Here is a 26,491-nt window from a genome sequence, read left to right as displayed (position 1 = left end):
AAATGAGTATGAATAATAAAAATAATAATAGTTGGAAAGATATTATTGGTGAATTTTCAGCGAACAGTAATGTTGGGCTGTATTTAAAAGGATTAGAGCATTTAAATACAGAAGAAAACCAGAAATTATACGAAGAGAAATATCTTCCTGTCATTCAAGGTGAAAAAAAGGAAAATTCTCCTTTTTTAAGCGTTATTATCCGTACGCAGGGAAAGAGAGAGCAGGGATTGCGCGAAGCCCTGCTGTGTCTGCAGGCGCAGGAATGCCAGGACTTTGAAATATTATTGATTGCGCATAAAGCTGATGAAGAACATGGTAAGTTGATCGAAGAAATTCTGGAAGATCAGGAAGAGGAATTCAGAAAGAAAATAAGATTCTTTCGTCTGAATGAAGGAACCAGAACAACTCCGCTGAATTATGGTTTTTCCCATGCGTGGGGCAAGTATGCAGCTGTTTTTGATGATGATGATATTCTTTTCTCAAACTGGGTAGAGGAATTTAAAAAGTGTGCAGAAGAAAACGAGGGCCGTATTCTTCATTCTTTTGCATTTGCACAGGACTGGGAAAATCTGGAAAAACTGGGATATTGTGCAGTGGCTGCTCCGTCTGCAAACTACTGTGTTCCCTTTAATTTGATCAATCAGTTATCTGTTAACAGATGCCCATTGATGACTCTGGCGTTTCCTGTAAATATTTTTCAGAAGGCAGGAATTATATTCAACGAAAGCCTTAATGTGACAGAAGATTGGGAATATTTTATGAGAACCGCTTTTTTATGCGGCGTTTCCGATATTGAAGCACCGACAGCAATCTACAGATTCTGGAAAAACATTGAAACATCTGCCACCTTGCATGATCAGGAAAATTGGGATGCAACGTATCATTCTGTACAAGAGACTTACAACAGTCAGAATATTATTCTGCCGGCAGGAAATATCAGAAGAATCATAGAGCTGTCAACAGCTGGTGCAGCTCAGAATCTTGTAAATGCCAATGGCGAAATGGTAAGTCAACTTTTCTTCAGTAAAGGTGAAAGGTTTAGCAATAATCAGGTGATTCAGGCCGTGAATAAGGCAGAAGCACCGCAATTTGACATCTGGTTTCTATTTGAAGAAAAAACAAATGATTTAACAGCAATGCGATTCGATTTATGTGAAGAAGGACTGTTTATGCTGAAAAATTTCAGTGTGGATATCTGGTTTACAAACGGAGAGAAAAAAGTACTTACGTTAGAGGATTGTGTACATAACGGCCTGGAGACGAAAGAGGGAGTATTTTTCATTAACTCAGATCCGGAAATCGTGTGGGAACTTAAAGATGAAAGACTGCTCGATGTTGTGAATGTGAAAGGGGAATTTGAACGGCGGGTGAAAACCAAAGGATGGGTGAATACGCTGCTGAATATTTTCCCATTGAAAAAATGTTTTAAAAAGAGAAAACTACATAACAAAGGGTATTTTTAGATCAGGAGGGTAAGATAATGAAAGTATTGGTAACTGGTGCTGCTGGCTATATGGGAAAATATGTAGTAAAAGAATTGTTGGGAAAAGGTCATGAGGTTTATGCAATTGACTTTAACCATAAGGAAATTGACTCAAGAGCTGAAATTCTGGATGTGGATATATTTTCCGGTGATGACAGAATTTATGAAAAGGTAAAATGTCCTGATTTATGTATTCATTTAGCATGGCAGGATGGATTTGTGCATAATTCACCAAAGCATATGGAAAACTTATCAAAGCATTTTACATTTCTGAAGAATTTAATTGATGGCGGCTGCAAAAGAATCGCAGTTATGGGAACCATGCATGAGATTGGATTCTGGGAAGGTGCAGTGGATGAAAATACTCCGTGTAATCCATTATCACAGTATGGTATTGCAAAAAATGCATTGAGACAGTCTCTTTTACTGCTAACCCAGAATTCAGATGTGAAGATTTACTGGTTAAGAGCATATTACATTCTGGGAGATGACAGACGAAACAGTTCTATTTTCACAAAGCTGCTTCAGGCAGTAGAAGATGGAAAAGAAGAATTTCCATTTACTTCAGGTGAAAACAAATATGATTTCATTGACATAAAAGATCTTGCAATGGAAATCGTAGCTGCAAGCACACAGGATGAAATTACTGGAATTATAAATGTCTGCACAGGAAATCCAGTTGCTCTGAAAGATAAGGTGGAAGCATTCATTAAAGAAAAGGGACTTCCGATTAAATTGAAATATGGAGCATTTCCTGACAGACCTTATGATTCCAAGATTATTTATGGCGATAGCACGAAAATAAATAAAATTTTAATGACAACAGGGAAATAACATTATAAAAGGATGTGATCGTGTGGAATTCGGAAATGGAAAAAAGAATCAGTTAGTATGGCGCTCGTCTGAAAACAGATATCATAATGAGGAATTCAAAGTGAATGAAGATAATGACAATGTAAATGTTGCGATACTTGCACGCCAGGTAAATGCAGAAAGTACAGTGCTTGATATTGGCTGCGGTGAGGGCAAATTTGGTGCTATGCTACTGAATAAAAAATGCCAATTATATGGAATCGATATTGATTCAGAAGCATGTCGAAATGCATCGGAAAAATATAAATATAATAAGATATTCTGCACAAATATTGAAGCGCCTGATTATGCGGATGAAGGATTTGCAGAATTAGAAAGTCTGTCTTTTGAATTTGACTATATTGCCTTGATCGACATTCTTGAACATGTAATAAATCCTACAAGGGTTATTGAAAACTCAGTCAGATACTTGAAAGATAAAGGGAAAATCCTGATCAGTGTTCCAAATGTGAATAATGCAGATATATTTTTAAATTTGCTTAATGATCATTTTAATTATCGCGAAGCGGGTGTGCTGGATAATACACACACGAAATATTTTACCAGACATTCTTTTATTGAGTGGATCGAAGATATTAATAGTACAGCAGACTTTGCACTGGATTGTGAATATATAGGAAGTACTTTCGGGGAAACCGAGTTTATGCAGGAAGTGGAGAAAAAGTATCCAAACGTGTATGAACTGATTCAGTTAAATCCATGGTTTAATGCGATTCAGCATTTGTTTGTACTGACCTATTATAAAAACAAAAAAGAGGCAAACACCAATCATCTAGAAGGACTTTTACAGGAAAAGGGTAATAATCTTGTAGGAAAGCTGAATCAGGTGCTTGATTTTTCAGGGGCAGATTTGCAGGAAAAGGATTTTTCAATGCTTCCAAATGAGAGAAGAATTTTAAAAGAGCAAGTCTTTGTATCAGAAGAAGGATGGAAAAAGTGTGCAGATGAGTTAAAGAAAGCGAAAGCCTTTGAGGAAAAAAATCAGAGAGACATTGATGAATTAAAGCAAGCATTAGAGCAATCGCAGCAAATGGTGAGTGAAAAAAATGCGGAGCTTAAAAATGTAGAGGATAAATTGGCGCAAAGTACAGCCGCACTGGAAGAAACTCGTGTTGAGTGGAAAAAGTGTGCAGGGGCATTGGAAGAAACCCGTACCGAATGGAAAGAATGTGCGGAAGCATTGGAAAATGCGAAAAAAGGCTGGGGAGAATGCGCGGAAGCATTAGAAAATGCGAAAAAAGGCTGGAAAGAATGTGCGGAAGCGTTAGAAAGTGCGAAAAAAGGCTGGAAAGAATGTGCGGATGCATTAGAACAGGAAAGAAAATCAAAGTGATGTATCCACATAAGTGAAATATAAGAGGAAATGGAGAAAGAAATTATTTAATGGCGAGGGAGAAAAGAGACAATAATTTTAATATCATTAGGTTTGTTGCTGCAATAATGGTTATGGCTGGACATATGGCATATATTGGTGGCTATACCCTTCCTACATTATGGGGAGAAGGAATTCAGGCGCTCGGAGTAAAAATCTTCTTTTTGATTGGTGGATTTCTTATTGCGAAAAGCTGGGAATCAGATTCTAATCCGGTACGGTATATGACGAAAAGAGTTTTTAGAATTTTTCCTGCGCTTATTGCATTTACATTAGTTGCTGCTTATGTGATTGGACCAATCCTGTCAACACTTACAATCAACGAATATTTTCAGTCACCACTGGTTAGAAATTATCTGCGAAATATATTGTTATTTCCAGCATATTCACTGCCAGGAGTGTTTGAAACAAATCCATATCCCAATGCAGTAAATGGTTCATTATGGACTCTGCCTATAGAATTCGCAATGTATATTTTGGTTCCGATTATTTTGATTCTTGCAGGAAAAAAAAAGGAGAAGAGATATTCTTTTGCTTTTGTTTCTGTGATTACCGTTGTATTATGTTGTCTACAAATGGTAAAACTTTTGTATCATCCTGAATGGCGTTGTGTCATATATGGGACAGATATATGGGCTGCGATGGAACTGATTCCGTGGTATCTGATTGGAGTGTTATTCACTTTTCCATGTATGCAGAAATTGTTAAATATTCAGGTAAGTATTTTGGCAGTCTTCCTGTTGTCCTGTCTGAACCCAGGATCGCTTACCTTTTGTATATTAAAATATGTGACATTTTCATATACAATATTCTCCTTTGCATTGGTGGAAAAACCGACCTTTGCAAAATGCTTTTCGCAGGCTGATATATCATATGGATTATATTTATATGGTTTTTTTGTGCAGCAGATCGTAGTATATCTGTTTAATAAAAGCAGCATTGTAATAGGAGAAATTTGGTTATTGGTATTTTGTATTGGCATTACATGCATAATAGCGCTGCTTTCTTTTTTATGCGTAGAAAAGCCGATGCAGCAGTTAAGCAAGAAAATATTGGTCAGATTATAGAAAATGCATAATTATATTAGACTTTTGTTCGTCGATTATTTATGTAAAAACTATTTAGTAATCGACGCTGGTTATTATGGATAGCTCTGTAAATCTTGAAAGTAGTACACTTTTTCCTATGTTTACATGAATTAGAATACAATGCTGATATGGAATAATTTGATTAATTATACGATAGGGGTTGGAATGATAATTGAAGAATGTAATTTGACATTTGATCCCGATATGCTGGTGAATATCAACTCGTATAGAGAATATCATCCCAAAGAACATTTTTCCACTCTTGCCCGCCGATTACCAATGTAGTAAAATAAACCTACATGGTAATCGGCGGTTTGTTATTATGGAAAGAAGGTTGGTGAAGATCATGTGTGAGAAAAAAGAATTGAGGTTTTCTATATTCATGTTGTATAGTCTTGCCGATAAATGGAAGATGTCTCCAGCCAAAGTTTATAAAATATTAAATTCAACCGGCATTTTGGATAATTATATCATTAAATGTTACGATGTTCTTCATACGCAAGGTAAAGAATACCTGGTAGAAGATATTACCGATTTCGCGAGGGAAAAGGGAGTTAATGTATGATTGTTTATCATGGCTCAACAGAAATCATAAAGAATCCGGATGTTTCGCATTCAAAGAAATATTTGGATTTTGGTAAAGGCTTTTATATCACGACATTCGAAAATCAAGCAAAAAAGTGGGCAGCCCGAAAAGGAATGAGACAGGAAAAAACAGCGATAGTGAACGTTTATGAGTTGTCCGAAAAATGGGATGGATTTCGAGTATTGTCTTTTGAAAAAGAAAATGAGAAATGGCTTGATTTTGTATGTGGCTGCAGAAAAGGACAGCCGTTAAATGCAGAGTATGATATTGTCATTGGAAATGTTGCAGATGATGATGTGTTTAAGACTGTAGATATGTATTTTAGAGGTTTATGGGATAAAGAAAAAGTTTTGAGTGAATTACGATATTACAAGATGAATAATCAAATATGTATTGCAAATCAGGAAATATTGAATAAGCTTATTACTTTTAAAAGATCGTATGAGGTGAAAAGTAATGGTAGATAAAAAGCAACTTGAAGAAGTTTATAAGCAGAATTTGGAAAATGATATCATCGATACACTTTCGAAAATGAAAGGAATAGATTTGCGAAAGGCATTTGATATTTATTATTCCAGCAAGCTTGCAGAGCAAATTTCAAATGACAGTTATGGAATAGAAAATATGGATGCAAAATACTTGGCAGAAGATTTGATTGAGAACGAACCAGAGTTATTTTGAAAGTAAGCAACAAATAGTCCTACGGATTTCCTGACATTTAGATTTTTCCTATAATTTTAGGTGAAAATATCGCAAAGATCGTGTTCCTATGCTGGAAACAATCAGCATTATCTGTAAATACAAATATGGGAGCAATATATGAAAATAAAAAAATTAGAATTAGATAATTTCATGATTTTCAATCATTTGGATGTTGAATTTTCACCGGATATTAATATTATAAGTGGCGAAAACAGTACGGGAAAAACAGCCTTGATTAAAATTCTGTATTCTTGTATGAAGGGGTACTCGAATGCGTGTTGGTCAAAAAATGATGTAACAAAAGACAGAATTGAAGATATGCTGGTCAACAAAATACAAGGAGTATTTCGACTAGACAAGGATGCAATCGGTCGTTTAGTCAATAGAAAACAGGGAAGTAACAGAGCTGATATTAAGATTAATTTTGATGATGATACGAAGCTGCATGTGGGATTTGGAAATCGTCAGGAAAAACATATTGACATTTTGAATAATGATGTTTTGGATATGAAAAAAATTAATTTAGGTTATATTCCTCCCAAGGAAATTATTTCGTCTACAGAAAATTTTGTTTCCCTATATGCCGATTATCGCATTGCATTTGAAGAGACTTATTATGATCTTGCAAGATTATTAGAATGTCCGTTAAAGAGAGGTGCAAATACGGCTGAGTAGAATCGGGTGATGAAAAGTTTCGAAAAGATTGTGCAGGGAAGTATTACACAAAAAGACAAAAACTTTTATTTGAAAGTACCAGGAGCCGGAGAGTTTGAAATGGGACTTGTATCAGAGGGATACAGGAAGCTTTCTACAATTATGTATTTAATCGCATCTGGTACCTTAACAAAAGATGCTGTGTTGTTTTGGGCTGAACCTGAAACAAATATGAATCCGAAAATGATAAAACCAGTCGTAGATGCAATCATAGAATTATCCAAAATGGGAGTTCAGGTTTTTGTCACAACGCATGATTATTTTGTGCAACAATGTTTTAATTTAGCTGCAACATATTCCAATTATTCTAAAGACGAAAAAAGAAAATTGGATTATCAGTTTATATCGCTGTACAAGGATCAAAGCGAGATTAAAAGTGAATATTTCCCATACTTACATGATTTAGAACACAATGCTGTTATAGAAGAATTTGATCAATTATATGATAGAGAACAGGAGTTGTTGAATGACAATTGAGGAAAGCAATCTGACCTTTGAGTTTGATTCTGATACACATGCAGTTAAATTTGATGATACGGAATTTTATCGGAAGTATTTTAACAAAATGCCAGGTAACTGCATTGTAAAAACAGCTGGGAGATATCCCATGCTCATTCCCCCATGTAGCATCTGTCAGACCGCTTTGCCTGCATTCGGTTACCAGTTCCATCCATTCTTCCAGGGAACGCCCTGGAGCACGTTTCTTACTCAACCTCCAAATGTAGTAAATTTCTATCTCCTATCAAGCGGAGTGTAGTAAAAATCTATTTACTATCATTATGAGTTCAAAAACGTAGACAGTAAAGCTACCAAAGATTTAAGCGCTTACGGAAAAAGTATTGATCGGATAGTTTGGGGAACAATCCCCTTGCCCGTCGATTGTCTATGTAGTAAAATAAAGCTACAAGACAATCGACGGATTTTTTGCGTAAAGAAAATTTACTTAAGAATCGTCGGAAAGGAATGCATTTAAAATGGATAAAATAGCAGTACTAATCCCCTGTTACAACGAGAGCAAAACCATAGAAAAGGTTGTAACAGATTTCAAGAAAGTATTGCCGGAAGCGGTAATATATGTATACGATAATAATTCCACTGACCATACAGATGAAATTGCCCGCAGAGCAGGTGCTGTGGTCAGATATGAATATCAGCAGGGTAAAGGAAACGTTATTCGCAGAATGTTTCGTGAAATTGATGCACAGTGCTATATCATGGCAGACGGAGATGATACTTATCCCGCAGAGTTTGCCCCCTCAATGGTTGAGAAGGTATTGAATAAAAAGGTTGATATGGTAGTGGGAGATCGTCTGTCATCTACTTATTTTACAGAGAATAAGCGGCCATTCCATAATTTTGGAAACAGTCTGGTGCGTAAATGTATTAACATTATGTTTAAAACCCAGATAAACGACATCATGACAGGCTACAGAGCATTCAGCTACCAGTTTGTAAAGTCCTTCCCTGTATTATCCAAGGGGTTTGAGATTGAGACTGAAATGAGCATTCACGCAGTTGATAAGAACATGTATATCGAAAATGAAGTGATCGAGTACAGAGACCGTCCCGAAGGCAGTGAATCCAAACTGAATACATATTCAGATGGCTTCCGGGTACTGAAAACCATAGCCAAATTATACCGTAATTATAAGCCAATGGCATTCTTCGGACTGGTGGCAGCAGTGCTTTTGATCCTTGGAATTGGATTCTTTATCCCGGTATTTGTAACCTTCCTTGAAACCGGACGTGTGGGAAAAATTCCTACTCTGATCGTATGTGGTTTTGCTGTTTTGGGGGCAATTCAGTCATTGTTTTCCGGACTGGTCCTGCAGACAATGGTTCAGAAGAACCGGCAGGACTTTGAAATGGAACTGCAGAGGATACAGGAGCAGTACAATTACATTGTTGAAGAAAAGAAATGACTTTCAGCAAACAATTTATCATAATGGACCAACCCTTTTGGGGGAATGAAAACCGGATATGAGGTGAGTCAGTTGATTCTTGAGATGGAACAGCAGTCAGATGATGGTCATCGGTTTAATAAGATAGTCACTTATTTTAAAATTATATTGCAGAATTTGGAGCGAACCTATGATGGCGCTTTTGGAGTATAGCGGTGTTGATTATAAGGCGTTTACCGTGGAACATGAAAATATATCAGAATTAGATGTAGAGCCCCTGTTCAACTGGCTACGCTTATGGGAAGAGAATATCGCTTCATAAAAGAAAGAGAAAGATTGCGAGGGTGCGCCAGACATTGTGCAGGTATGGCGGTGGATGAGAATCACAATTTTTATACATATGGTCAGTATCTTCAGGTAGAAGAGAGAAAGACGGTGTTTCGTTCCGGAGTGTTGGAATGTGTACATTACAGCATTTACAACTGGGTAGAGAAATCAGGTTTTCAAGTGGAAAAGTACAAAAGAAATATGTAAATATCCGTTGTCGAAAAGACTTGCAGGATTTTTTGCAACTTATTTTAAGTATATGAAAGCCTACTAGAATATCAAATTGTCGGTTCGTTTTTACCAGGAACAGCGAGTTGGTTGCTGGCTTTGTTTGGATGAAGTAGGGAAGCTGAAGGAGAGTGTACGTTTTATTAAGAAAAAATTGCGGAGAAAAGAATAATTTGAATAAAGAAATAAACATGGCAAAAAAAAATGAGATATGGCGGAAATCTTCAATTATTCGCTTTATTATAGAGATAATAGCAGCTGCTTTGATCACTATATTTGTGGAACTGGCTTTCAATTACCATGCATTAATAGCTGGTTATGAACCGGTTATGATCAGTGAAAATACTATAACTTCTAAAGGTAAGCTGATTTACCAGAAAGAACTGGAAGAACCAGTTTACATAAAGAAACTAATCTTGCAGGGAACTGCAGATAAGAAAAACACTTATCATATAAAAATAGTAACTGTAAATGATTTTGGAAAAGAGAAAGAGGTGAAATTGAAAGATTCCATGTATCCTGAACTGGATGCAGCTTTTACCAATATTAACCAGAAGGTAAAGCAAATTCAAATTACATTTAATCATCCTTCTAAAATCCATCTTACCAGTATTTCTTATTCCAATGAAGTGAATTTTAATAAGATCAGAATGTTCTTTTTCTGGCTGGTGAGTTTTCTTGGCATACTTATTTTGTTTGAAAAGCGGTTGCTATTGAGGAATATCTGGGCAATTTATCTGATTGCGGCATTGGGATTTGGGAGTATCCTTGCAGTGACCTCCGGGGCTTATGCAGTGACCTGGGATGAGGAAGTGCATTATTCTACGGTACATAATACTGGTTTTTCCTCAACTATTCAGCTAAATTCGGCTGTAGCATTTAATTTTTCCAGAAATAGCTGGACCTCTGCGAATACTGCCGAGGAACAATGTATGATGAAAAATTATCTGGATGAAGAGGCAAAAAAGGATGCAGGAAGTTATGAAGTCCCTAGAGGAATTAAGAATTATATTACTCATTTTCCAATGATTCTTGCTTATCATTTTGGAGAAAAAATAGGGCTTTCTTATACCGATAATTATATTCTGGGACGTATGGGCAACCTTATTTTCTGCGCTGCAATAACCGCTTTTGCAATTTTTATAGCACATCGTAAAAAAATTCTGATCGCAGTTGTGGGAATAATGCCTACTGTGATTTTCCAGAGCAGCATGTATACTTATGATGGAGTCTGCTTCTCCTGTATTACTTTGGGCGTTGTGCTTTGTGTGAATGAACTTGAAAGAAAAAAGGAGACCAGGAAAGTGAGAAACCTGGTTGTTTCTGCGGCATTTATTGGAATGGGTTGTGTGGCCAAACCGGTGTATTTTCCCTTGATGTTTCTTCTTATTCCATGTATTTGGGAACGAGTGAAACCGCTATTGAATTCAAAGAGAAACCGCCATATATGTGCGCTGATTCTTGGAATTTCTATTTTGCTGATAGCTGGAGTGGCGACAATAAAAATGAAGCCGTTACTGTATAATATGGCAGAGGGAAATCTTAATTATCTGGGAGATCCGAGGGGCGGAGATACAGGAGTGTCAGGTCAGCTTCTGAATATTGCAGAGCATCCGTTAGCTTTTGGAAAAATGCTCATTCAAGAGATATTTTCCTTTGATAATTTTCGAAATGCCGGAGATGAAGTTGAAAACACTACGCTGGTCTGCAATCAGATGTTTTTGAATTTGTATATTCTTGGAACCTTAAAAGAGGTTTGGGCACTGATATTACTGCCCTTGCTTCTGCTTATTTTTCTTGTGGAACCACAGGGGGAACCCAGATTCATTTATAAAAAAAGAACTTTTCGGGGGTATTGCATTGTAGCAACGGTAGCATCTGTAGTGCTTGTGTGGCTTGCTATGTATCTTACTTTTTCGCCAATAGGTGAAGACTGCATTCAGGGAGTGCAGGCTCGGTATTTTTTGCCTTTGTTCTTACCATTTGCTTATGCACTATGGGGTGATCGAATACAGGTGAAAATGACAAGAACGTATTATTATCAGGTTTCGCTTGGTGCTGGATTGCTCTTATGCAGTGAATGCATTTATAAATTTTTGATAGTTGGAAAAGCTTTGTAATAAAGAAAAAAAGGAGTAAAATGAGAAATAAGAAAAAGGGAATAGGTTTGCTTCTGGCCATATTTCTTTCAATGGATCCGGGAATTGCCCTAGCTGAGGATTGGATCGATGAAAGTTCTGGCATAGAAGAATTTGTGTCAGAAACAGATTCCGAGGATTTGGGAATTGAAAGTTTTGTCAGTTCTGAAGAAATTCATGCAGAAGATGAAAAACAGATTGTGAGCGTAGAATCTGGTGAGATCATCTCCGGTGCTATTGCAGGAGATTCCGTTGACAGCGGCATCAGCCTTTTTTCTCTGGACTATTACACGGACAGCTATGGTGCTCAATTGGATGGAAATGCAAAGGCCTTGTACGATCTTCTGGTGCAGAATTATGTGGTGGATTACAGCCAGTATCTGGACAGCGTTGATTTTCCTTTTGAATTTCCTGATACCATTACATTTGAAGCAGTTGTTGAGGATGGCAGTTTTCAGAGAAAAGGAGAAAGCTATGTACAGGCTACCGATGATGTGAAAACAGCAATTCAGGCAGCTTCAGATGCTTTTTCCTATGATTATCCACAAGCTTTCTGGTTCAGGGGCAGCAACTATGGATACCGGGTCAGCTGTGTTCGGGATGGGTCCTCTTCTACCGGATACAGGGGAACCTTTAAGAATTTCACCTTTAAACCGGCAAACAGGGAAATCAGTGAGAATGCCCATACTCGAATGGGGGATTTTATGAATGGTGTTCAGAGTGCTGTTGCAGAGCTGAATGAGCAGACTTTGGGCATGGATATGGAGCAGAAAATAAAGCGGATTCATGATTATATCTGTCAGAGAGTTACTTACAGGAACGATAATACTTTGTGGGTGCATTCTGCCGCCTCGTTGTTTCTGGATGCAGATCCTGCATTTGTCTGTGAGGGCTATGCGAAATCCATGAAAATTTTCTGCTATTATATGGGAATAAATTGTGCATGTATCAGCGGAACAGCCAGGGGAACTTCTTCAGGAACTCCTGGAGCGCACATGTGGAATTATGTACAGATGGATGATGGAAACTGGTATCTGGTGGATGCCACATGGGATGATGTGGGAACCTCGCCATCTTCACGGTATTTGCTGGTAGGAAGGGCTACAAAGGGGCAATATATTACCATTGGTGAGGAGCGTGTGGAGTATACCAGTTTTTCTACTACTTCAGCAGAAACGGCTGGTCCTGTGTTTATTTTGCCGGTTCTGGCAGAAGAGAGTTATGCAGATAATAAGGGGAAAAATGAGCCCGCAGTTACAGTTGTGCCTACAGTGACACCAACTGCGGCGGTAAGTGCGGAACCGACCCCGACTGTAAGTGCGGAACCGACCCCGACTGTAAGTGCGGAACCGACCCCGACTGTAAGTGCGGAACCGACCCCAACCGTAAGCGTGATACCCACTCCAACCGTAAGTGCAGAACCGACTCCGACCGTAAGCGTAGAACCGATTCCGACTGCAAGTGCGGAACCGACTCCGACCGTAAGCGTGAAACCGACGCCAACCGTAAGTGCAGAACCGATTCCGACCGTAAGCGTAGAACCGACTCCGACTGCAAGTGCGGAACTGACTCCGACCGTAAGCGTGAAACCGACGCCAACCGTAAGTGTGGCTCCGACCCCGACTGCAAGTGCGGAATCGACTCCGACCGTAAGCGTGAAACCGACGCCGATCGTAAGTGCGGAACCGACCCCAACCGCGAGCGTAGCACCGATACCCACTGTAAGCGTTACTCCAATCCCGACTGCAACCCCAGTGCCGACTGCGACATCTACACCAACTACCACCACACTTACCTTACGGGTAAAACAAACCTACAAGTCCGGTGGTAAAATAAAGTCAGTCCGCACCACCAATAAGAAAATTGTCAAAGTGGATAAGAAGGGCAAAATCACTGGTAAAAAAGCCGGAAAAGCAACGGTAACCATCACTTATACCAACGGAAGCCGTAGGATTTACCAGGTAAAAGTGCAGAAAGGTATTGTAAAAACAATTGCTGTTTCCGTGAATAAACGGAATATAATCCTTGCCAAAAAAGGAAAAAGCTTTCAGCTGAGAGTCACTCTCACACCAGTCACCAGCCAGCAAAAAGTAACTTATAAAAGTTCCAATTCCAAAGTAGCAGCAGTAAATTCAAAAGGAAAAATAGTTGCGAAAAAGAAAGGAACAGCTACAATTACAGTGAAGTCAGGAAACAAAAAAATTACCTGCAAAGTCAAAGTAAAGAAATAACCCCAAAATACTGTCAGAACCGAAACAAAATAAAGTTTTGGTTTTGACAGTATTTTTTATTGACAAAGTCCAAAAATGTGATATACTTTGATAATCAAACTATTTTAAATCAAAAATAAGAACTATACAACATACCTGGAGGGTATTATGGTTGGAAAAATAAAGGGAACCGGTTCCTACAGGCCGGTTCAGGTGTGGGACAATGACAAACTGTCCCACATGATGGATACAAGTGATGAGTGGATTCGTGGGCGAACCGGAATCGGTCAGAGACACATTGCAAGCGGTGGAGAGACCGTTGCTTATATGGCAGCTCGTGCGGCTGAGGAAGCTCTTTCAGATGCAGGAATGCGACCGGAAGAGATTGATTTGCTCCTGGTGTCTACCATGTCATCTGAAAGAATCATGCCGTGTGCTGCATGCGAAGTGCAGAAACTGATCGGTGCAGTGAACGCAGCCTGTTTTGATCTGAACGGTGCATGCACAGGATTTCTGTTGGCGTTGAATACAGCCCAGGCCTATCTGGGACAGCAGATTTATCGCAGGGCATTGGTAATTGGTTCTGAAACTCTTTCCCATCTTACAAACTGGAAGGACAGAAGTACCTGCGTATTGTTTGGCGATGGCGCCGGTGCGGTGGTGCTGGAAGCGGAAGAAAATGCAGTCTATACCCAGGCTGTTCATTCTATTGGAAGCAGAGGCGAAGCCCTTACCTGTGTCAGCCGCAATCAGCAGCAATTTATAGAAAAAGACGCAGATATTTCTTCAACTTACATGCTGATGGATGGAAAAGAAGTATTCAAATTTGCAGTTTCCAAAGTTCCGGAAGTGATTATGGAGGTGCTGGAAAAAGCAGGAAAAACAAAAGAAGAAATCCGCTTTTACATGCTTCATCAGGCGAATAAAAGGATCGTTGCTTCAGTGTCAAAACACATGAACGAACCTTTGGAAAAGTATCCGATGAATATAGAAAATCTGGGAAATACATCCTCCGCAAGCATTCCGCTTCTCCTGGATGAGTGGAATAAAAAAGGCAGATTAAATTTAGGAGACTGGATTATCCTTTCAGGATTTGGCGGTGGACTTACCTATGGAGCCAGCCTGCTTCAGTGGTAAAAATGTGTATCAGGGCTTTGAAAAATAAAACTATAGCAGATAAAAAAGGCTGCTTTGCCATGGAAATCAGGTAATTCAGGCTGATAAATATAGGTTGTTAGAGAGCGCTTTGAAAATCATTTCCGCAATTTGCGCGCCTATTTTGCAGTATATTTTGCAGAATGTCTTTTTCAACACACTCGGGTCATATAAAGTGAACAGCAACCAAGTAAAGCTTTGAATCATAAAAAGTTGAAAATGGATTTGAAAATCTAAAAAACAAAATAAGGAGAACAAAAAAATGTTAGAAAAAATCAAAGAAATCGCAGCAGATTCATTAGGAGCAGACGTAAGTACAATGACAGCAGAAACATCTTTCAAAGAAGATCTCGGAGCAGATTCCCTTGATCTTTTTGAGATGGTAATGGCACTGGAGGAAGAGTTTGAGGTAGAGATTCCTACTGAAGATCTTGAGAATATTAAGACCATCGGTGATGTGGAAAGCTATCTTCAGAGTCGCCAGTAATTTGAAAATTTTGTATTCAGACTTTGGCAGTATACAGAAATAATCAGCCGGAATGTCAGGAAATATAAGTTATTTAAAGGATGATTCCGGCATGTATTTGCCATAGGCGGGCATGGTATAACGGAATTACAGAATGGAGAATTTCATGAAAACAGAAGTTACAGAATTACTTGGAATTGAATACCCGATCATTCAAGGCGGCATGGCCTGGGTGGCAGAATATCATCTGGCAGCAGCTGTTTCAGCAGCTGGTGGGCTGGGGCTGATTGGAGCCGCAAGCGCTCCTGCAGACTGGGTTCGTCAGCAGGTACGGGAGGTGAAAAAACTCACCGATAAACCTTTTGGTGTGAATATTATGCTGATGAGTCCATACGCAGATGAGATTGCACAGGTAATTGTGGAAGAAAAAGTTCCAGTGGTTACAACCGGTGCAGGAAACCCTGAGAAATACATGAAAATGTGGAAAGAAGCAGGAGTAAAGATCATTCCGGTTATTGCTTCTGTGGCTCACGCAAAGAGAATGGAGCGATGCGGAGCGGATGCTGTAGTGGCAGAAGGATGTGAATCCGGTGGTCATATCGGTGAGACAACCACAATGGTTCTGGTGCCTCAGGTCGTAGATGCAGTGAACATTCCGGTTATTGCAGCTGGTGGAATCGCAGACGGAAGAGGGATTGCAGCAGCCTTCATGCTTGGTGCAAAAGCCGTTCAGATGGGAACTCATTTTGTGGCAACCACAGAGTGCTGGGCACATCAGAATTACAAAGATATGATACTGAAAGCAAAGGACATTGATACAAAGGTAACCGGTCGTTCCACCGGTCATCCGGTACGTGCTCTCCGCAATCAGATGACAAAAGAATACTTGAAAAAAGAGGCAGAAGGAGTTCCGTTTGAGGAACTGGAGCAGATGACGCTTGGCAGCCTGCGCCGTGCTGTTGTGGACGGAGATGTGAAAATGGGAAGTGTTATGGCTGGTCAGAGTGCAGGACTTGTGAAGGAGCAGATGAGCTGTCAGGAACTGATCAGAAAGCTGGTAAAAGAGACAGATGTGTTGTTGAAAGGAACTGGAATTTATGAGTAAGATCGCATTTCTTTTCCCTGGACAGGGAGCACAGAAGGCTGGAATGGGACAGGATTTTTATGAAAAGTATCCCTCTGCCAGACAGGTTTTTGACCAGGCAAGTCAATGGCTTTCTCTGGATATGAAAGCTCTTTGCTTTGAAAAAAATGACAGATTAAACCTTACAGAATATACGCAGGCAGCACTGGTAACTACTTGTCTTGCAATGGAAAAAGTGGTGGAGGAGTGTGGGCTTTATCCGGATATAACTGCCGGATTAAGCCTTGGAGAGTACTGTGCTATCGCTGTTTCAGGTGGAATGAGTGTGAAAGATGCCATAGTAACTGTGCGAAAAAGAGGAATCCTTATGGAACACGCAGTGCCGGCAGGAGAAGGCTCTATGGCAGCTGTTATAGGTCTTGATGCAGATAAGATCCAGACCGCAATTGCAGGAACAAAGGCTGAAATTGCCAATTATAATTGCCCTGGACAGATTGTTATCACAGGACCAAAACCCGCTGTAGAAGAAGCTTCTGTGAAGCTGAAAGAAGCCGGTGCAAGGCGTGTACTTTCCCTTGCAGTAAGTGGTCCTTTTCATTCCTCTTTGCTTCAAAATGCAGGAAAAGAACTGGAAAAAGAACTGTCAAAAGTAGAGTTTTCCGGTCTGAAGATTCCTTATGTGACCAATGTGACCGCCCAGTGTGTGACAGACATCAGCGAGACAAAAGATCTTCTTGCAAGGCAGATTTCTTCCTCTGTTCTTTGGCAGCAGAGTGTGGAAAAGATGATTCAGGAGGGTGTGGATACTTTCGTAGAGATTGGTCCCGGAAAGACTTTGGCTGGTTTTATGAAGAAAATAGCGCCGGAAATGAAGACCTATAATATTCAGAATGTGGAAGATCTTGAACAGATTTCAGATCTTATACACAGTAGAAAATAAGATCAAAAACAGTTAATTAAAACAATACAGGTATTATCAGAAGCAGCCGATACGGAGAAATTCAGAAGTGGTTAACAAAGGAAAAGTTAATGTTTGTCGTGCTGGAAAAATATGATATTCACCTGACTTTACAGGAGTAAAACAAGGAATGAATGCAGAAAAAAAGATTGCAGTTGTAACAGGTGCTTCCCGTGGAATCGGAAGAGCGATTGCTCTTGAGCTTGCTGCTAAGAGAGCATTTGTAGTTATAAATTATAATGGTTCAAAAGAAAAAGCGGAGGCAGTGAAAGCTGAGATTATTGCTGCCGGAGGTGCGGCTGAAACCAGTCAGTGCAACGTATCTGACTTTGATGCCTGCGGTGCTTTTATTAAAGAAACAGTAAAAAAATATGGACAGATAGATATCTTGGTGAATAACGCAGGAATTACAAAAGACGGGCTTCTGATGGCAATGAGTGAGGATGATTTCTGCGGAGTTATAGATACAAATCTTAAAGGAACTTTTAACTGCATTCGTCATGTGGCCAGACAGATGTTGAAGCAGAAAAGCGGACGCATTGTAAATATGGCATCCGTTGTAGGCATCGGCGGAAACCCCGGACAGGCTAATTATGCAGCCTCAAAAGCAGGTGTGATCGGTCTCACAAAGACTGCAGCAAAGGAACTTGCATCAAGAGGAATTACCGTAAATGCCGTTGCTCCTGGCTTTATCAGAACGGACATGACAGATGTACTTTCTGATAAGGTAAAAGAAGAAACCTTGAAGAATATTCCTATGGGAACTTATGGTGAACCGGAGGATGTAGCCAAGGCAGTAGCATTCCTGGCATCACCGGAAGCCAGATATATTACAGGGCAGGTTTTGTGCGTAGACGGAGGAATGTTATGAGTAAAAGACGTGTAGTGGTGACTGGACTTGGAGCAGTAACACCTGTGGGAAATAATGTGCAGGCCTTCTGGGAAAGTGTAAAAACAGGTAAGGTAGGAATTGGAGAAATTACCAGATTTGATACTGCAGATTTTAAGGTGAAGCTTGCGGCAGAAGTAAAAGATTTTAATGCAAAAGATTATATGGATTTCAAATCTGCCAAACGAATGGAACTGTTTTCCCAATATGCAGTGGCTGCAGCAAAGGAGGCTATGGCAGATGCAGGAATTGAAATGGGAAAAGAAGATCCTTTCCGTGTCGGAGTGATCGTGGGATCCGGAATTGGAAGCCTTCAGGCAATGGAATCTGCAGATCAGAGACTGATCCAGCGCGGACCATCCAAGGTTGACCCTCTTCTTGTTCCAAAAATGATCAGCAATATGGCCGCTGGAAACGTATCCATTGCTCTTGGTGCAAGGGGAAAATGCACCAACGTAGTGACTGCCTGTGCGTCTGGAACACATTGTATCGGAGATGCATTTCGTGCAATCCAGTATGGTGATGCAGAGGTTATGCTCGCAGGTGGAACGGAAGGTGCGATCAGCCCGGTTGGTGTGGCTGGATTCACGAATCTGACCGCCCTTAGCACCAGTCAGGATCCATATCGTGCGTCCATTCCATTCGATAAAGAAAGAGGCGGTTTCGTAATTGGAGAAGGAGCCGGAGTTGTTGTTCTGGAGGAACTTGAGCATGCAAAAGCACGTGGTGCGAAGATCTATGCTGAGGTAGTGGGATATGGCGCAACTGCCGATGCCTACCACATTACGTCTCCGATTGAAGACGGCAGCGGAGCGGCACGTGCTATGATGGATGCCATGAAAGAAGCTGGTATACAGCCAGAAGAAATCGACTACATTAATGCGCACGGAACAGGTACACACCACAACGATCTTTTTGAAACAAGAGCCATTAAAGCAGCCCTTGGAGATGCGGCTAAGAAGGTAAAAATTAATTCTACCAAATCTATGATCGGACATCTTTTAGGAGCCGCCGGAGGTGTGGAAGCTGTTGTCTGTGTGAAGTCCATTGAGGAAGGTTTTATTCATCAGACTGTAGGCACAAAGGAGACAGAAGAAGAGTTGAATCTCGATTATTGCATCGGCGGACCAACACGGCAGGAAGTAAATTATGCTATGAGTAATTCTCTTGGATTTGGTGGACATAACGCAGTACTTTTAATGAAAAAATACAGGTAAAAGTGAGTAATATCAGTTTGCGAAGCCTGTAACTTTGAAGGTACTGAACAGCTACATTTAAAGTATGAATTGCTGCAGAAATTGCTGTAAATAAGGAGAAAAAATCATGGAATTTGAACAGATATTAAAGTTGGTTGACCATGTATCAGCTTCTCATCTGGAGTCTTTCTGCTATGAAAGTGATGGAGTGAAACTGACTTTAAATAATAAAATTGCACCTGTGATCATACCTGGAACCCTGCAAAATAACATGTTATCTGGTGCTGAAACAGGAGAAAAAGGTTTCGTATATGGAGAAAAATATAGCATTTCAGAACAGGCTCCAGATAGAAAAATGGCGGATAAAGAACTTTCTGCAAGTGAGAAAAAACAGGCTTCAGATACAGTGATTTCCAACGGAGAACCAACAGGAAATACTGTGAAATCTCCTCTGGTAGGAACATTCTATGCAGCTCCATCTGAGGATGCTCCTGCCTTTGTAAAAGTGGGAGATATAGTAAAAAAAGGACAGATTCTTGCTATTGTAGAAGCTATGAAACTGATGAACGATATTGAAAGCGATTTCGATGGAGAAGTTGCAGAAATTCTGGTTGAAAATGGTCAGCCTGTAGAGTATGGACAGCCATTATTTGTAATCCGCTGATATAGACAGAAGCTAATTTTTATAATATCCATGTTAAAGGGTCAGAGTTCCTTTTGACGCGCAGACCATTTTATCAAAAATAGGATAAATACATTCGTTTTCAATGAAATAGGAGCAGATATGAATCACTTAAATATAAAACAAATTGAGGAAATTCTTCCTCATCGTCACCCGTTTCTTTTAGTTGACTACATCGAAGATTATGAACCGGGAGAATTTGCTGTTGGCTATAAATGTGTCACATTCCGGGAGGATTTTTTTAAAGGACATTTTCCCCAGGAACCGGTAATGCCAGGCGTTCTGATCGTGGAGGCACTGGCACAGACAGGTGCGGTCGCGATTCTTTCCAAGCCGGAAAACAAAGGCAGGATTGCTTACTTTGGCGGTATTGACAAGTGCCGGTTTAAAGGAAAAGTTCAGCCTGGAGATAAGATAAAACTGGAAATGAAAGTCATTAAACAGAAAGGGCCTATGGGTGTTGGAGAGGCTGTGGCAACTGTGGATGGAAAGGTTGTAGTGAAAGCGGAACTTACTTTTATGGTGGGCTAGATAGATATATATTACGATACTCGGAAGGGTGAAATTATGATCAGAAAGTTATTAATTGCCAATCGCGGAGAAATTGCCGTAAGGATCATCCGCGCCTGTCGGGAAATGGGAATAGAAGCAGTTGCAGTGTATTCTGAGGCAGACAAAGAAAGCCTGCATACGCAGCTTGCAGACGAAGCCATCTGTATTGGACCGGGACCTTCTGTTAAAAGTTATCTGAATATGGAAAGTATTATCAGTGCCGCCATAGTATCCGGTGCAGATGCAATACATCCTGGATTTGGCTTCTTATCTGAAAATGCCAGATTTGCCCAGATTTGTGAGCAGTGCGGCATCACTTTTGTGGGACCTCCATCACAGGTAATCCAGAATCTGGGAAACAAACAGATTGCCAGAAATACCATGGAAGCAGCAGGAGTTCCAGTAATCCCCGGCACTACAAAAGCTATTCTGGATGTGGAAACAGGAGCAAGAGAGGCCAGTCAGATTGGCTATCCGGTCATCATAAAAGCAGCTCTTGGAGGCGGTGGAAAAGGTATGAGAACTGCCTTCTCTCCGGAGGACTTTGAACTGGCATTTCTTACAGCCCAGAAGGAATCTCAGATCGCATTTGGAGATGGAACCATGTATATCGAGCATTTTGTGGAACATCCCAGACATATTGAATTTCAGATCCTTGCAGACAGTCATGGAAATGTAGTACACCTTGGAGAAAGGGACTGTTCGATTCAGCGAAATCATCAGAAAATGATTGAAGAATCTCCTTCTATGGCAGTGTCAGAAGAGCTGCGGAAAGAGATGGGAATTGCAGCAGTAAAAGCGGCGAAAGCAGCACATTATGTAAATGCCGGAACTATTGAATTTCTCCTTGAAAAGACAGGGAAATTTTATTTTATGGAGATGAATACCCGTATTCAGGTTGAGCATCCTGTGACAGAATGGGTTACCGGTCTGGATCTGGTTAAGGAGCAGTTAAGGATTGCTTCCGGGGAAGCTCTGCCTTTTTCCCAGGAAGATATTCATATTCAGGGACATGCTATAGAATGTCGTATTAATGCCGAAAATCCATGGAAAAATTTTCGCCCGTCACCTGGAACAATCACGGATCTTCATCTTCCCGGAGGCCAGGGAATCCGGGTAGATACAGGAATTTACAATGGTTATCAGATTCCACCGTATTATGATTCCATGCTTGCAAAGCTGATCGTACACGGCAATAACCGTGAGGAAGCAATTGCAAAAATGAAAAGCGCTCTGGGAGAAATGATCATTCAGGGTGTTGATACAAATGTAGACTATCAGTTTGAAATTATGAACGATCCGGACTATCAGAAAGGTGTATTTGATATCGGCTTTCTGGAGAGTCATCAGATCGGAGGAGTGAAGGTAAATGAAGCTTAGATATGCCTTTAAACGTACAATTGCAAACAAATCTGCAGGTGCAGATAAAGAACTGAAACCAGAAGTGCCGGATGGTATGCTGAAGAAATGCAATGCCTGCAAGGCCGCTGTATTTGTAGATGAGGTGAAAAAGAATGCCTATATCTGTCCGCATTGCGGCAATTATTTCCGTGTTCATGCAAGGAGAAGAATCGAAATGCTGGCAGATGAAGGAACCTTTGAAGAGTGGGATAAGGTAATGCCAATAAGTAATCCTTTGTCCTATAAAGGGTACGAAGAGAAGGTAAAAAAGCTTCAGGAAAAGACAAACCTGGACGAAGCAATTGTCACAGGAAAGGCAAAAATAGGCGGAATATCTGTAGTGCTTGGAGTGTGTGACAGCCGTTTTCTCATGGCTAGTATGGGAGAAAATGTGGGAGAAAAAATCGCCAGAGCAGTGGAAAGGGCAACACAGGAACGTCTGCCTGTAGTGCTTTTTGCCTGCTCAGGAGGTGCCAGAATGCAGGAAGGAATTGTATCCCTGATGCAGATGGCAAAGACTTCCGCAGCTTTAAAAAGACACAGCGATTCCGGGCTTCTTTATATCAGTGTCCTTACGAATCCAACTACCGGTGGTGTGACAGCAAGCTTTGCCATGTTGGGAGATATTATCCTGGCAGAACCAGGTGCATTGATTGGTTTTGCAGGTCCCAGAGTGATAGAACAAACGATCCGGCAGAAGCTTCCTAAAGGATTTCAGAGTTCAGAATTTCTGTTGGAACATGGATTTATTGATCAGATTGCAGAACGAAAGAACATGAAAGAAACACTGGCCAGACTCTTGAAAATGCACTGTAAAAATGACTGCGCAGAAAGTCTGGAAGGACAGGAAAATGCAGAGAATATTTCTGTAAAAAAATCTGATTCAGCTGATAGCATGTCTGTAAACAGCAAATTGAATGTGGATTTTACGACGAAAATCACAGCAAAAAAATCTGCCTGGGAGCATGTTTCTCTTGCACGAAGCAAAGAACGCCCAACAGGAAAAGATTATCTTCCATGGTTGTTTGATTATTTTACAGAGCTTCATGGAGACAGACTTTTTGGTGATGACCCGGCTCTGGTTGGCGGTATTGCATACCTGGCAGGAAAGCCTGTAACTGTGATTGTCCAGGAAAAAGGAAATGGTACAAAAGAGAATATTGCCCATAATTTTGGCATGGTTTCTCCGGAAGGTTATCGAAAATCCCTGCGTCTTATGAAGCAGGCAGAAAAGTTCCACAGACCAGTGATCTGCCTTGTGGATACACCTGGGGCATTCTGTGGACTGGAGGCGGAAGAACGGGGCCAGGGAGAGGCAATTGCCCGAAATCTGTATGAGCTCTCAAGCCTTAAAGTTCCGGTGCTTTCTATTGTAATCGGAGAAGGCGGCAGCGGTGGAGCCCTTGCTCTTGCCGCAGGTGATCAGGTCTGGATGATGGAGAATTCCATTTATTCAATTCTTTCACCAGAAGGCTTTGCATCTATTTTGTGGAAAGACAGCACACGGGCAAAGGAAGCGGCAGAAGTAATGAAGCTGACAGCTACAGATCTGAAGAACCTTGGAATTATTGAGCAGGTAATCCCTGAGAATCAGCCTCTTACCAGAGAAAATATGGCAGATACCATGGAAGAGTTGAAAAACAGAATAGAAGAATTCCTGGAAATATATCAGATGCTTGAGCCGGAAAAATTACTGAATAAGCGCTATACTCGTTTTAGAAATTTGTAAAATTGTAGAAAAACATATCAAATTGTGATATACTTACCGTAAATATTTGCTTGAATGTTTTATAGAAAATAATGTTGTCACATTATAGGAGAGAAAAGAGTGGAGAACAGGGAAGTTATTAATGATGTACTGGTACATCTGTTTAACGAGATTATGGAGCTGGAAGAGCAGGCAATCATTACGGAAGAATATAAGGATATCACGAATAATGATATGCATATTATTGAAGCTGTAGGCCTTGGTGGGAACAAAATGTCCGACATTGCGGCCAAACTGAATATCACCGTAGGTTCCCTGACTACTTCCATGAACAGCCTTGTAAAAAAGGGATACGCCACAAGGGAGCGAAGTGAGCAGGATCGCCGTGTGGTATTTATCCATCTCACCCTGAAAGGAAGAAAGGCATATCATCACCATGCGGAATTTCACCGCAAAATGACAGATGCAGTGCTTGATGTACTGGACGAGAAGGAAGCGCTTGTCCTTGCCAAGGCCCTGGACAGTCTGACCCTTTTCTTCAGGCAGTATAAAGCATGATATGGGTAGAACCGGATTATTTTGACTGTGACGAAACTGAATTTCTCTTTTTCCTGAATTCCATGTTTTGATCTGGATAATGATTATGACGCATATAGTTTGACTATAAATCCAAGAGACAAATATCTGACTGCTGTAGCAGTATAGTTTCTATTACGGTTACTGTTCACTCCGTTCACAGTAACACGCTTCGCGATGCACAGAAATCATGCTTTGCATGATTTCGCGCCGCAACTCTCGGGTTTTCTGTGAACTTTGTTCACAAAAAACACCTCGCGGAATGTTACCAGTGAACAGTAACCTATTACGAACTGATGGGATCAGGTAAAGATCCGGAAAGGACATTCTATGAAGAGAAGAGCATTATCATGGTTTATGGCCGCTGCACTTGGTGTTGGAACAATGGCTGGAGGTATTGGAAGCGCAAATATTGTATTGGCAGAAGAACAGAAGGAAGAAACGGAAGCGGCAGATGAGACATCAGAAGAGCCGGCTGATGAGACGGATTCAGACAGTTCTGTAATGAAAATTGGGGCACTGAAGGGTCCTACTGCAATGGGAATGGCACAGCTTCTGGACGATGAGAATTACGAGTTTTCCCTTGCTGCATCTCCAGATGAAATTGTCCCAATGATCGTTCAGGGACAGGTAGATGTAGCAGCTGTTCCATCCAATTTAGCCTCCGTTTTATATCAGAAAACAGATAAAAACGTCAGCGTTCTGGCAGTAAATACTCTTGGTGTTCTTTATCTGGTGGAGAATGGTGATTCCATCCAGTCTGTAGATGATTTAAAGGGAAAAACGATCTATGCCAGTGGTAAAGGTGCGACTCCGGAGTATGCGTTAAACTCTGTTCTGAAGTCTAATGGACTGGATCCGGAGAAGGATGTGACCATTGAGTACAAGTCTGAGCATGCAGAGGTTGTAGCAGCGCTTGCAGAAGACCAGACAGCAGTTGGACTTCTTCCACAGCCTTTTGTAACCACTGCACTTATGAAGAATGAGAACCTTCGTGTGGCCCTTGACCTGAATGAGCTTTGGGAGTCTTCTGCAACAGATGGAAGCAGGCTGGTAACAGGTGTTGTAATTGCCAGAAATGATTATCTGAAAGAGCATGAAGCAGATATTGATGCGTTTATGGATGCATATAAGGACTCTGTAGAATTTGTAAATTCTGATACAGAAGCAGCTGCCCAGATCATTGGAAACCATGATATTATTCCGGCAGAAGTTGCAGCAAAAGCCATTCCGGAATGCAGTATTGTATTCATGGAGGGCGACGAAATGCAGACCATTCTTTCCGGCTATCTGAACACACTAAATGAGCAGAATCCGGAAACAATCGGAGGTCAGTTACCAGATGAGGACTTCTATTATAAACGCTGATAAGGCAAAAAAATATCGGATATTTTATAAAATTGTGGCAGCTGCTGTATGGATTATGGTATGGCAGCTGACCAGTATGTGGCTGAAACAGGAGATCCTTCTGGCATCTCCTGTTTCTGTTATAAAGAGACTTACCGAATTGATTGTAATGGGAGATTTCTGGAAATCTGTGGTGTTCAGTTTCGTAAGGATTATACTGGGATTTTCTCTGGCTTTGATCCTGGGAACGGTTCTGGCGGCGCTTTCTTCTGCTTTTTTTGCTGTGGAAGTGCTGATGGAGCCATTGATCATGGTGATAAAAGCTACGCCAGTTGCTTCTTTTATCATTCTGTGCCTGATTTGGATCCCATCCAGAAACTTATCCGTTTTTATTTCGTTTCTCATGGTTTTTCCAGTGGTATATACAAATATTCTGGAAGGAATCAGGCAGACGGACAAACAGCTTCTGGAGATGGCAGATTCCTTTGGAGCGGGAGTGGGAAAAAAATTACAATTTATCTATCTTTCCCAGGTTATGCCATATGCAGTTACTGCCTGTAAACTGGGACTTGGTCTCTGTTGGAAAGCGGGGATTGCGGCTGAAGTAATCGGCATTCCTGCTGGTTCCATCGGTGAAAAATTATACAAAGCCAAGGTGTATCTGGAGACACCAGACCTGTTTGCATGGACAATTGTCATTATTGCAGTGAGTGTGGGATTTGAGAAGATTTTTATGTTTGCGTTGAGAAGAAGTGTGGGAGAATAACCGTAAAAGGAAGCATTTTCGAGAAAATATCCGGGCGAAAATGCTTCCTTTTTATAGGGAGCTTTAAAACCTGCATATCCTGCAGAAAG

At 40.6% G+C, this 26,491-nt stretch carries 27 protein-coding genes; all 27 read left to right on the top strand.

Translation table 11 applies throughout. The features are described 5' to 3' along the window. Positions 1-8 precede the first annotated feature (8 nt). Positions 9-1,463, top strand: a complete 1,455-nt coding sequence (locus tag I4V84_RS02240) for a glycosyltransferase family 2 protein (RefSeq protein ID WP_195380266.1) — start codon at positions 9-11, stop codon at positions 1,461-1,463. Between the two features lie 17 nt (positions 1,464-1,480). Further along, on the top strand, positions 1,481-2,317 hold the full coding sequence (locus I4V84_RS02235) for an NAD(P)-dependent oxidoreductase (RefSeq protein ID WP_148462159.1): 837 nt from the start codon (positions 1,481-1,483) through the stop codon (positions 2,315-2,317). A gap of 22 nt (positions 2,318-2,339) precedes the next feature. Continuing rightward, a complete protein-coding gene (locus I4V84_RS02230; RefSeq protein WP_195991158.1) occupies positions 2,340-3,689 on the top strand; it encodes a methyltransferase domain-containing protein in 1,350 nt (449 codons plus the stop codon). 50 nt (positions 3,690-3,739) lie between these two features. Then, positions 3,740-4,795: an acyltransferase gene (locus tag I4V84_RS02225; RefSeq protein ID WP_148462161.1), complete on the top strand. Its 1,056-nt coding sequence runs from the start codon at positions 3,740-3,742 to the stop codon at positions 4,793-4,795. A 343-nt stretch (positions 4,796-5,138) separates the two neighbouring features. Continuing rightward, on the top strand, positions 5,139-5,381 hold the full coding sequence (locus tag I4V84_RS02220; RefSeq protein WP_330673659.1) for a DUF3791 domain-containing protein: 243 nt from the start codon (positions 5,139-5,141) through the stop codon (positions 5,379-5,381). Next, positions 5,378-5,869, top strand: coding sequence for a DUF3990 domain-containing protein (locus I4V84_RS02215; protein WP_195991157.1), 492 nt, complete (start codon positions 5,378-5,380; stop codon positions 5,867-5,869). Before I4V84_RS02220 ends, I4V84_RS02215 begins: the two co-directional genes overlap by 4 nt. Then, on the top strand, positions 5,859-6,083 hold the full coding sequence (locus tag I4V84_RS02210) for a hypothetical protein (RefSeq protein WP_195991156.1): 225 nt from the start codon (positions 5,859-5,861) through the stop codon (positions 6,081-6,083). Before I4V84_RS02215 ends, I4V84_RS02210 begins: the two co-directional genes overlap by 11 nt. A 138-nt stretch (positions 6,084-6,221) precedes the next feature. Then, complete coding sequence (locus tag I4V84_RS19560) at positions 6,222-6,779, top strand: ATP-binding protein (protein ID WP_207748610.1); 558 nt, start codon at positions 6,222-6,224, stop codon at positions 6,777-6,779. Positions 6,780-6,788: 9 nt separating this feature from the next. Then, on the top strand, positions 6,789-7,295 hold the full coding sequence (locus I4V84_RS19555) for an AAA family ATPase (protein WP_207748609.1): 507 nt from the start codon (positions 6,789-6,791) through the stop codon (positions 7,293-7,295). Then, positions 7,285-7,575: a hypothetical protein gene (locus I4V84_RS02200; protein WP_195991155.1), complete on the top strand. Its 291-nt coding sequence runs from the start codon at positions 7,285-7,287 to the stop codon at positions 7,573-7,575. Before I4V84_RS19555 ends, I4V84_RS02200 begins: the two co-directional genes overlap by 11 nt. A gap of 217 nt (positions 7,576-7,792) precedes the next feature. Next, positions 7,793-8,740, top strand: a complete 948-nt coding sequence (locus tag I4V84_RS02195) for a glycosyltransferase family 2 protein (protein ID WP_173770920.1) — start codon at positions 7,793-7,795, stop codon at positions 8,738-8,740. A 276-nt stretch (positions 8,741-9,016) separates the two neighbouring features. After that, positions 9,017-9,253: a hypothetical protein gene (locus tag I4V84_RS02190; protein ID WP_195991154.1), complete on the top strand. Its 237-nt coding sequence runs from the start codon at positions 9,017-9,019 to the stop codon at positions 9,251-9,253. A gap of 212 nt (positions 9,254-9,465) precedes the next feature. After that, positions 9,466-11,394 (top strand): DUF2142 domain-containing protein, encoded by a 1,929-nt coding sequence (locus I4V84_RS02185; RefSeq protein WP_195991153.1) that lies wholly within the window; start codon positions 9,466-9,468, stop codon positions 11,392-11,394. Between the two features lie 20 nt (positions 11,395-11,414). Next, the gene (locus I4V84_RS02180) at positions 11,415-13,643 is read left to right on the top strand and encodes an Ig-like domain-containing protein (RefSeq protein WP_195991152.1); all 2,229 of its coding nucleotides are present in this window, start codon (positions 11,415-11,417) and stop codon (positions 13,641-13,643) included. A gap of 147 nt (positions 13,644-13,790) precedes the next feature. Further along, complete coding sequence (locus I4V84_RS02175) at positions 13,791-14,759, top strand: beta-ketoacyl-ACP synthase III (RefSeq protein WP_195991151.1); 969 nt, start codon at positions 13,791-13,793, stop codon at positions 14,757-14,759. A gap of 280 nt (positions 14,760-15,039) precedes the next feature. Next, complete coding sequence (gene acpP / locus I4V84_RS02170) at positions 15,040-15,264, top strand: acyl carrier protein (protein ID WP_118578781.1); 225 nt, start codon at positions 15,040-15,042, stop codon at positions 15,262-15,264. 145 nt (positions 15,265-15,409) lie between these two features. Next, entirely contained in the window at positions 15,410-16,348 is a 939-nt protein-coding gene (fabK, locus tag I4V84_RS02165; RefSeq protein WP_195991150.1) for an enoyl-[acyl-carrier-protein] reductase FabK, read from the top strand. After that, the gene (fabD, locus tag I4V84_RS02160; RefSeq protein WP_195991149.1) at positions 16,341-17,267 is read left to right on the top strand and encodes an ACP S-malonyltransferase; all 927 of its coding nucleotides are present in this window, start codon (positions 16,341-16,343) and stop codon (positions 17,265-17,267) included. Before fabK ends, fabD begins: the two co-directional genes overlap by 8 nt. Positions 17,268-17,415: 148 nt before the next feature. Next, positions 17,416-18,156 (top strand): 3-oxoacyl-[acyl-carrier-protein] reductase, encoded by a 741-nt coding sequence (gene fabG, locus I4V84_RS02155; protein WP_195991148.1) that lies wholly within the window; start codon positions 17,416-17,418, stop codon positions 18,154-18,156. Next, on the top strand, positions 18,153-19,391 hold the full coding sequence (gene fabF / locus I4V84_RS02150; RefSeq protein ID WP_195991147.1) for a beta-ketoacyl-ACP synthase II: 1,239 nt from the start codon (positions 18,153-18,155) through the stop codon (positions 19,389-19,391). The genes fabG and fabF overlap by 4 nt, the downstream gene beginning before the upstream one ends. 106 nt (positions 19,392-19,497) lie before the next feature. After that, the gene (gene accB, locus I4V84_RS02145) at positions 19,498-20,034 is read left to right on the top strand and encodes an acetyl-CoA carboxylase biotin carboxyl carrier protein (RefSeq protein ID WP_195991146.1); all 537 of its coding nucleotides are present in this window, start codon (positions 19,498-19,500) and stop codon (positions 20,032-20,034) included. Between the two features lie 120 nt (positions 20,035-20,154). Then, positions 20,155-20,583 (top strand): 3-hydroxyacyl-ACP dehydratase FabZ, encoded by a 429-nt coding sequence (gene fabZ / locus I4V84_RS02140; protein WP_195991145.1) that lies wholly within the window; start codon positions 20,155-20,157, stop codon positions 20,581-20,583. A gap of 36 nt (positions 20,584-20,619) precedes the next feature. Further along, positions 20,620-21,984 (top strand): acetyl-CoA carboxylase biotin carboxylase subunit, encoded by a 1,365-nt coding sequence (locus I4V84_RS02135; RefSeq protein ID WP_148462174.1) that lies wholly within the window; start codon positions 20,620-20,622, stop codon positions 21,982-21,984. Next, positions 21,974-23,734: an acetyl-CoA carboxylase carboxyltransferase subunit alpha gene (locus I4V84_RS02130; RefSeq protein WP_118578793.1), complete on the top strand. Its 1,761-nt coding sequence runs from the start codon at positions 21,974-21,976 to the stop codon at positions 23,732-23,734. The genes I4V84_RS02135 and I4V84_RS02130 overlap by 11 nt, the downstream gene beginning before the upstream one ends. Positions 23,735-23,833: 99 nt before the next feature. Next, entirely contained in the window at positions 23,834-24,271 is a 438-nt protein-coding gene (locus tag I4V84_RS02125; protein WP_330382748.1) for a MarR family transcriptional regulator, read from the top strand. A gap of 348 nt (positions 24,272-24,619) precedes the next feature. Next, positions 24,620-25,657 (top strand): ABC transporter substrate-binding protein, encoded by a 1,038-nt coding sequence (locus I4V84_RS02120; protein ID WP_148462176.1) that lies wholly within the window; start codon positions 24,620-24,622, stop codon positions 25,655-25,657. Positions 25,658-25,691: 34 nt separating this feature from the next. After that, the gene (locus tag I4V84_RS02115; RefSeq protein ID WP_334285986.1) at positions 25,692-26,402 is read left to right on the top strand and encodes an ABC transporter permease subunit; all 711 of its coding nucleotides are present in this window, start codon (positions 25,692-25,694) and stop codon (positions 26,400-26,402) included. Positions 26,403-26,491: the final 89 nt, after the last annotated feature.

The organism is Ruminococcus sp. 1001713B170207_170306_F1 (assembly GCF_015668065.1).
Taxonomy (GTDB): domain Bacteria; phylum Bacillota; class Clostridia; order Lachnospirales; family Lachnospiraceae; genus Blautia_A; species Blautia_A faecis.
This window is presented reverse-complemented; position numbering and strand designations above follow the sequence as displayed.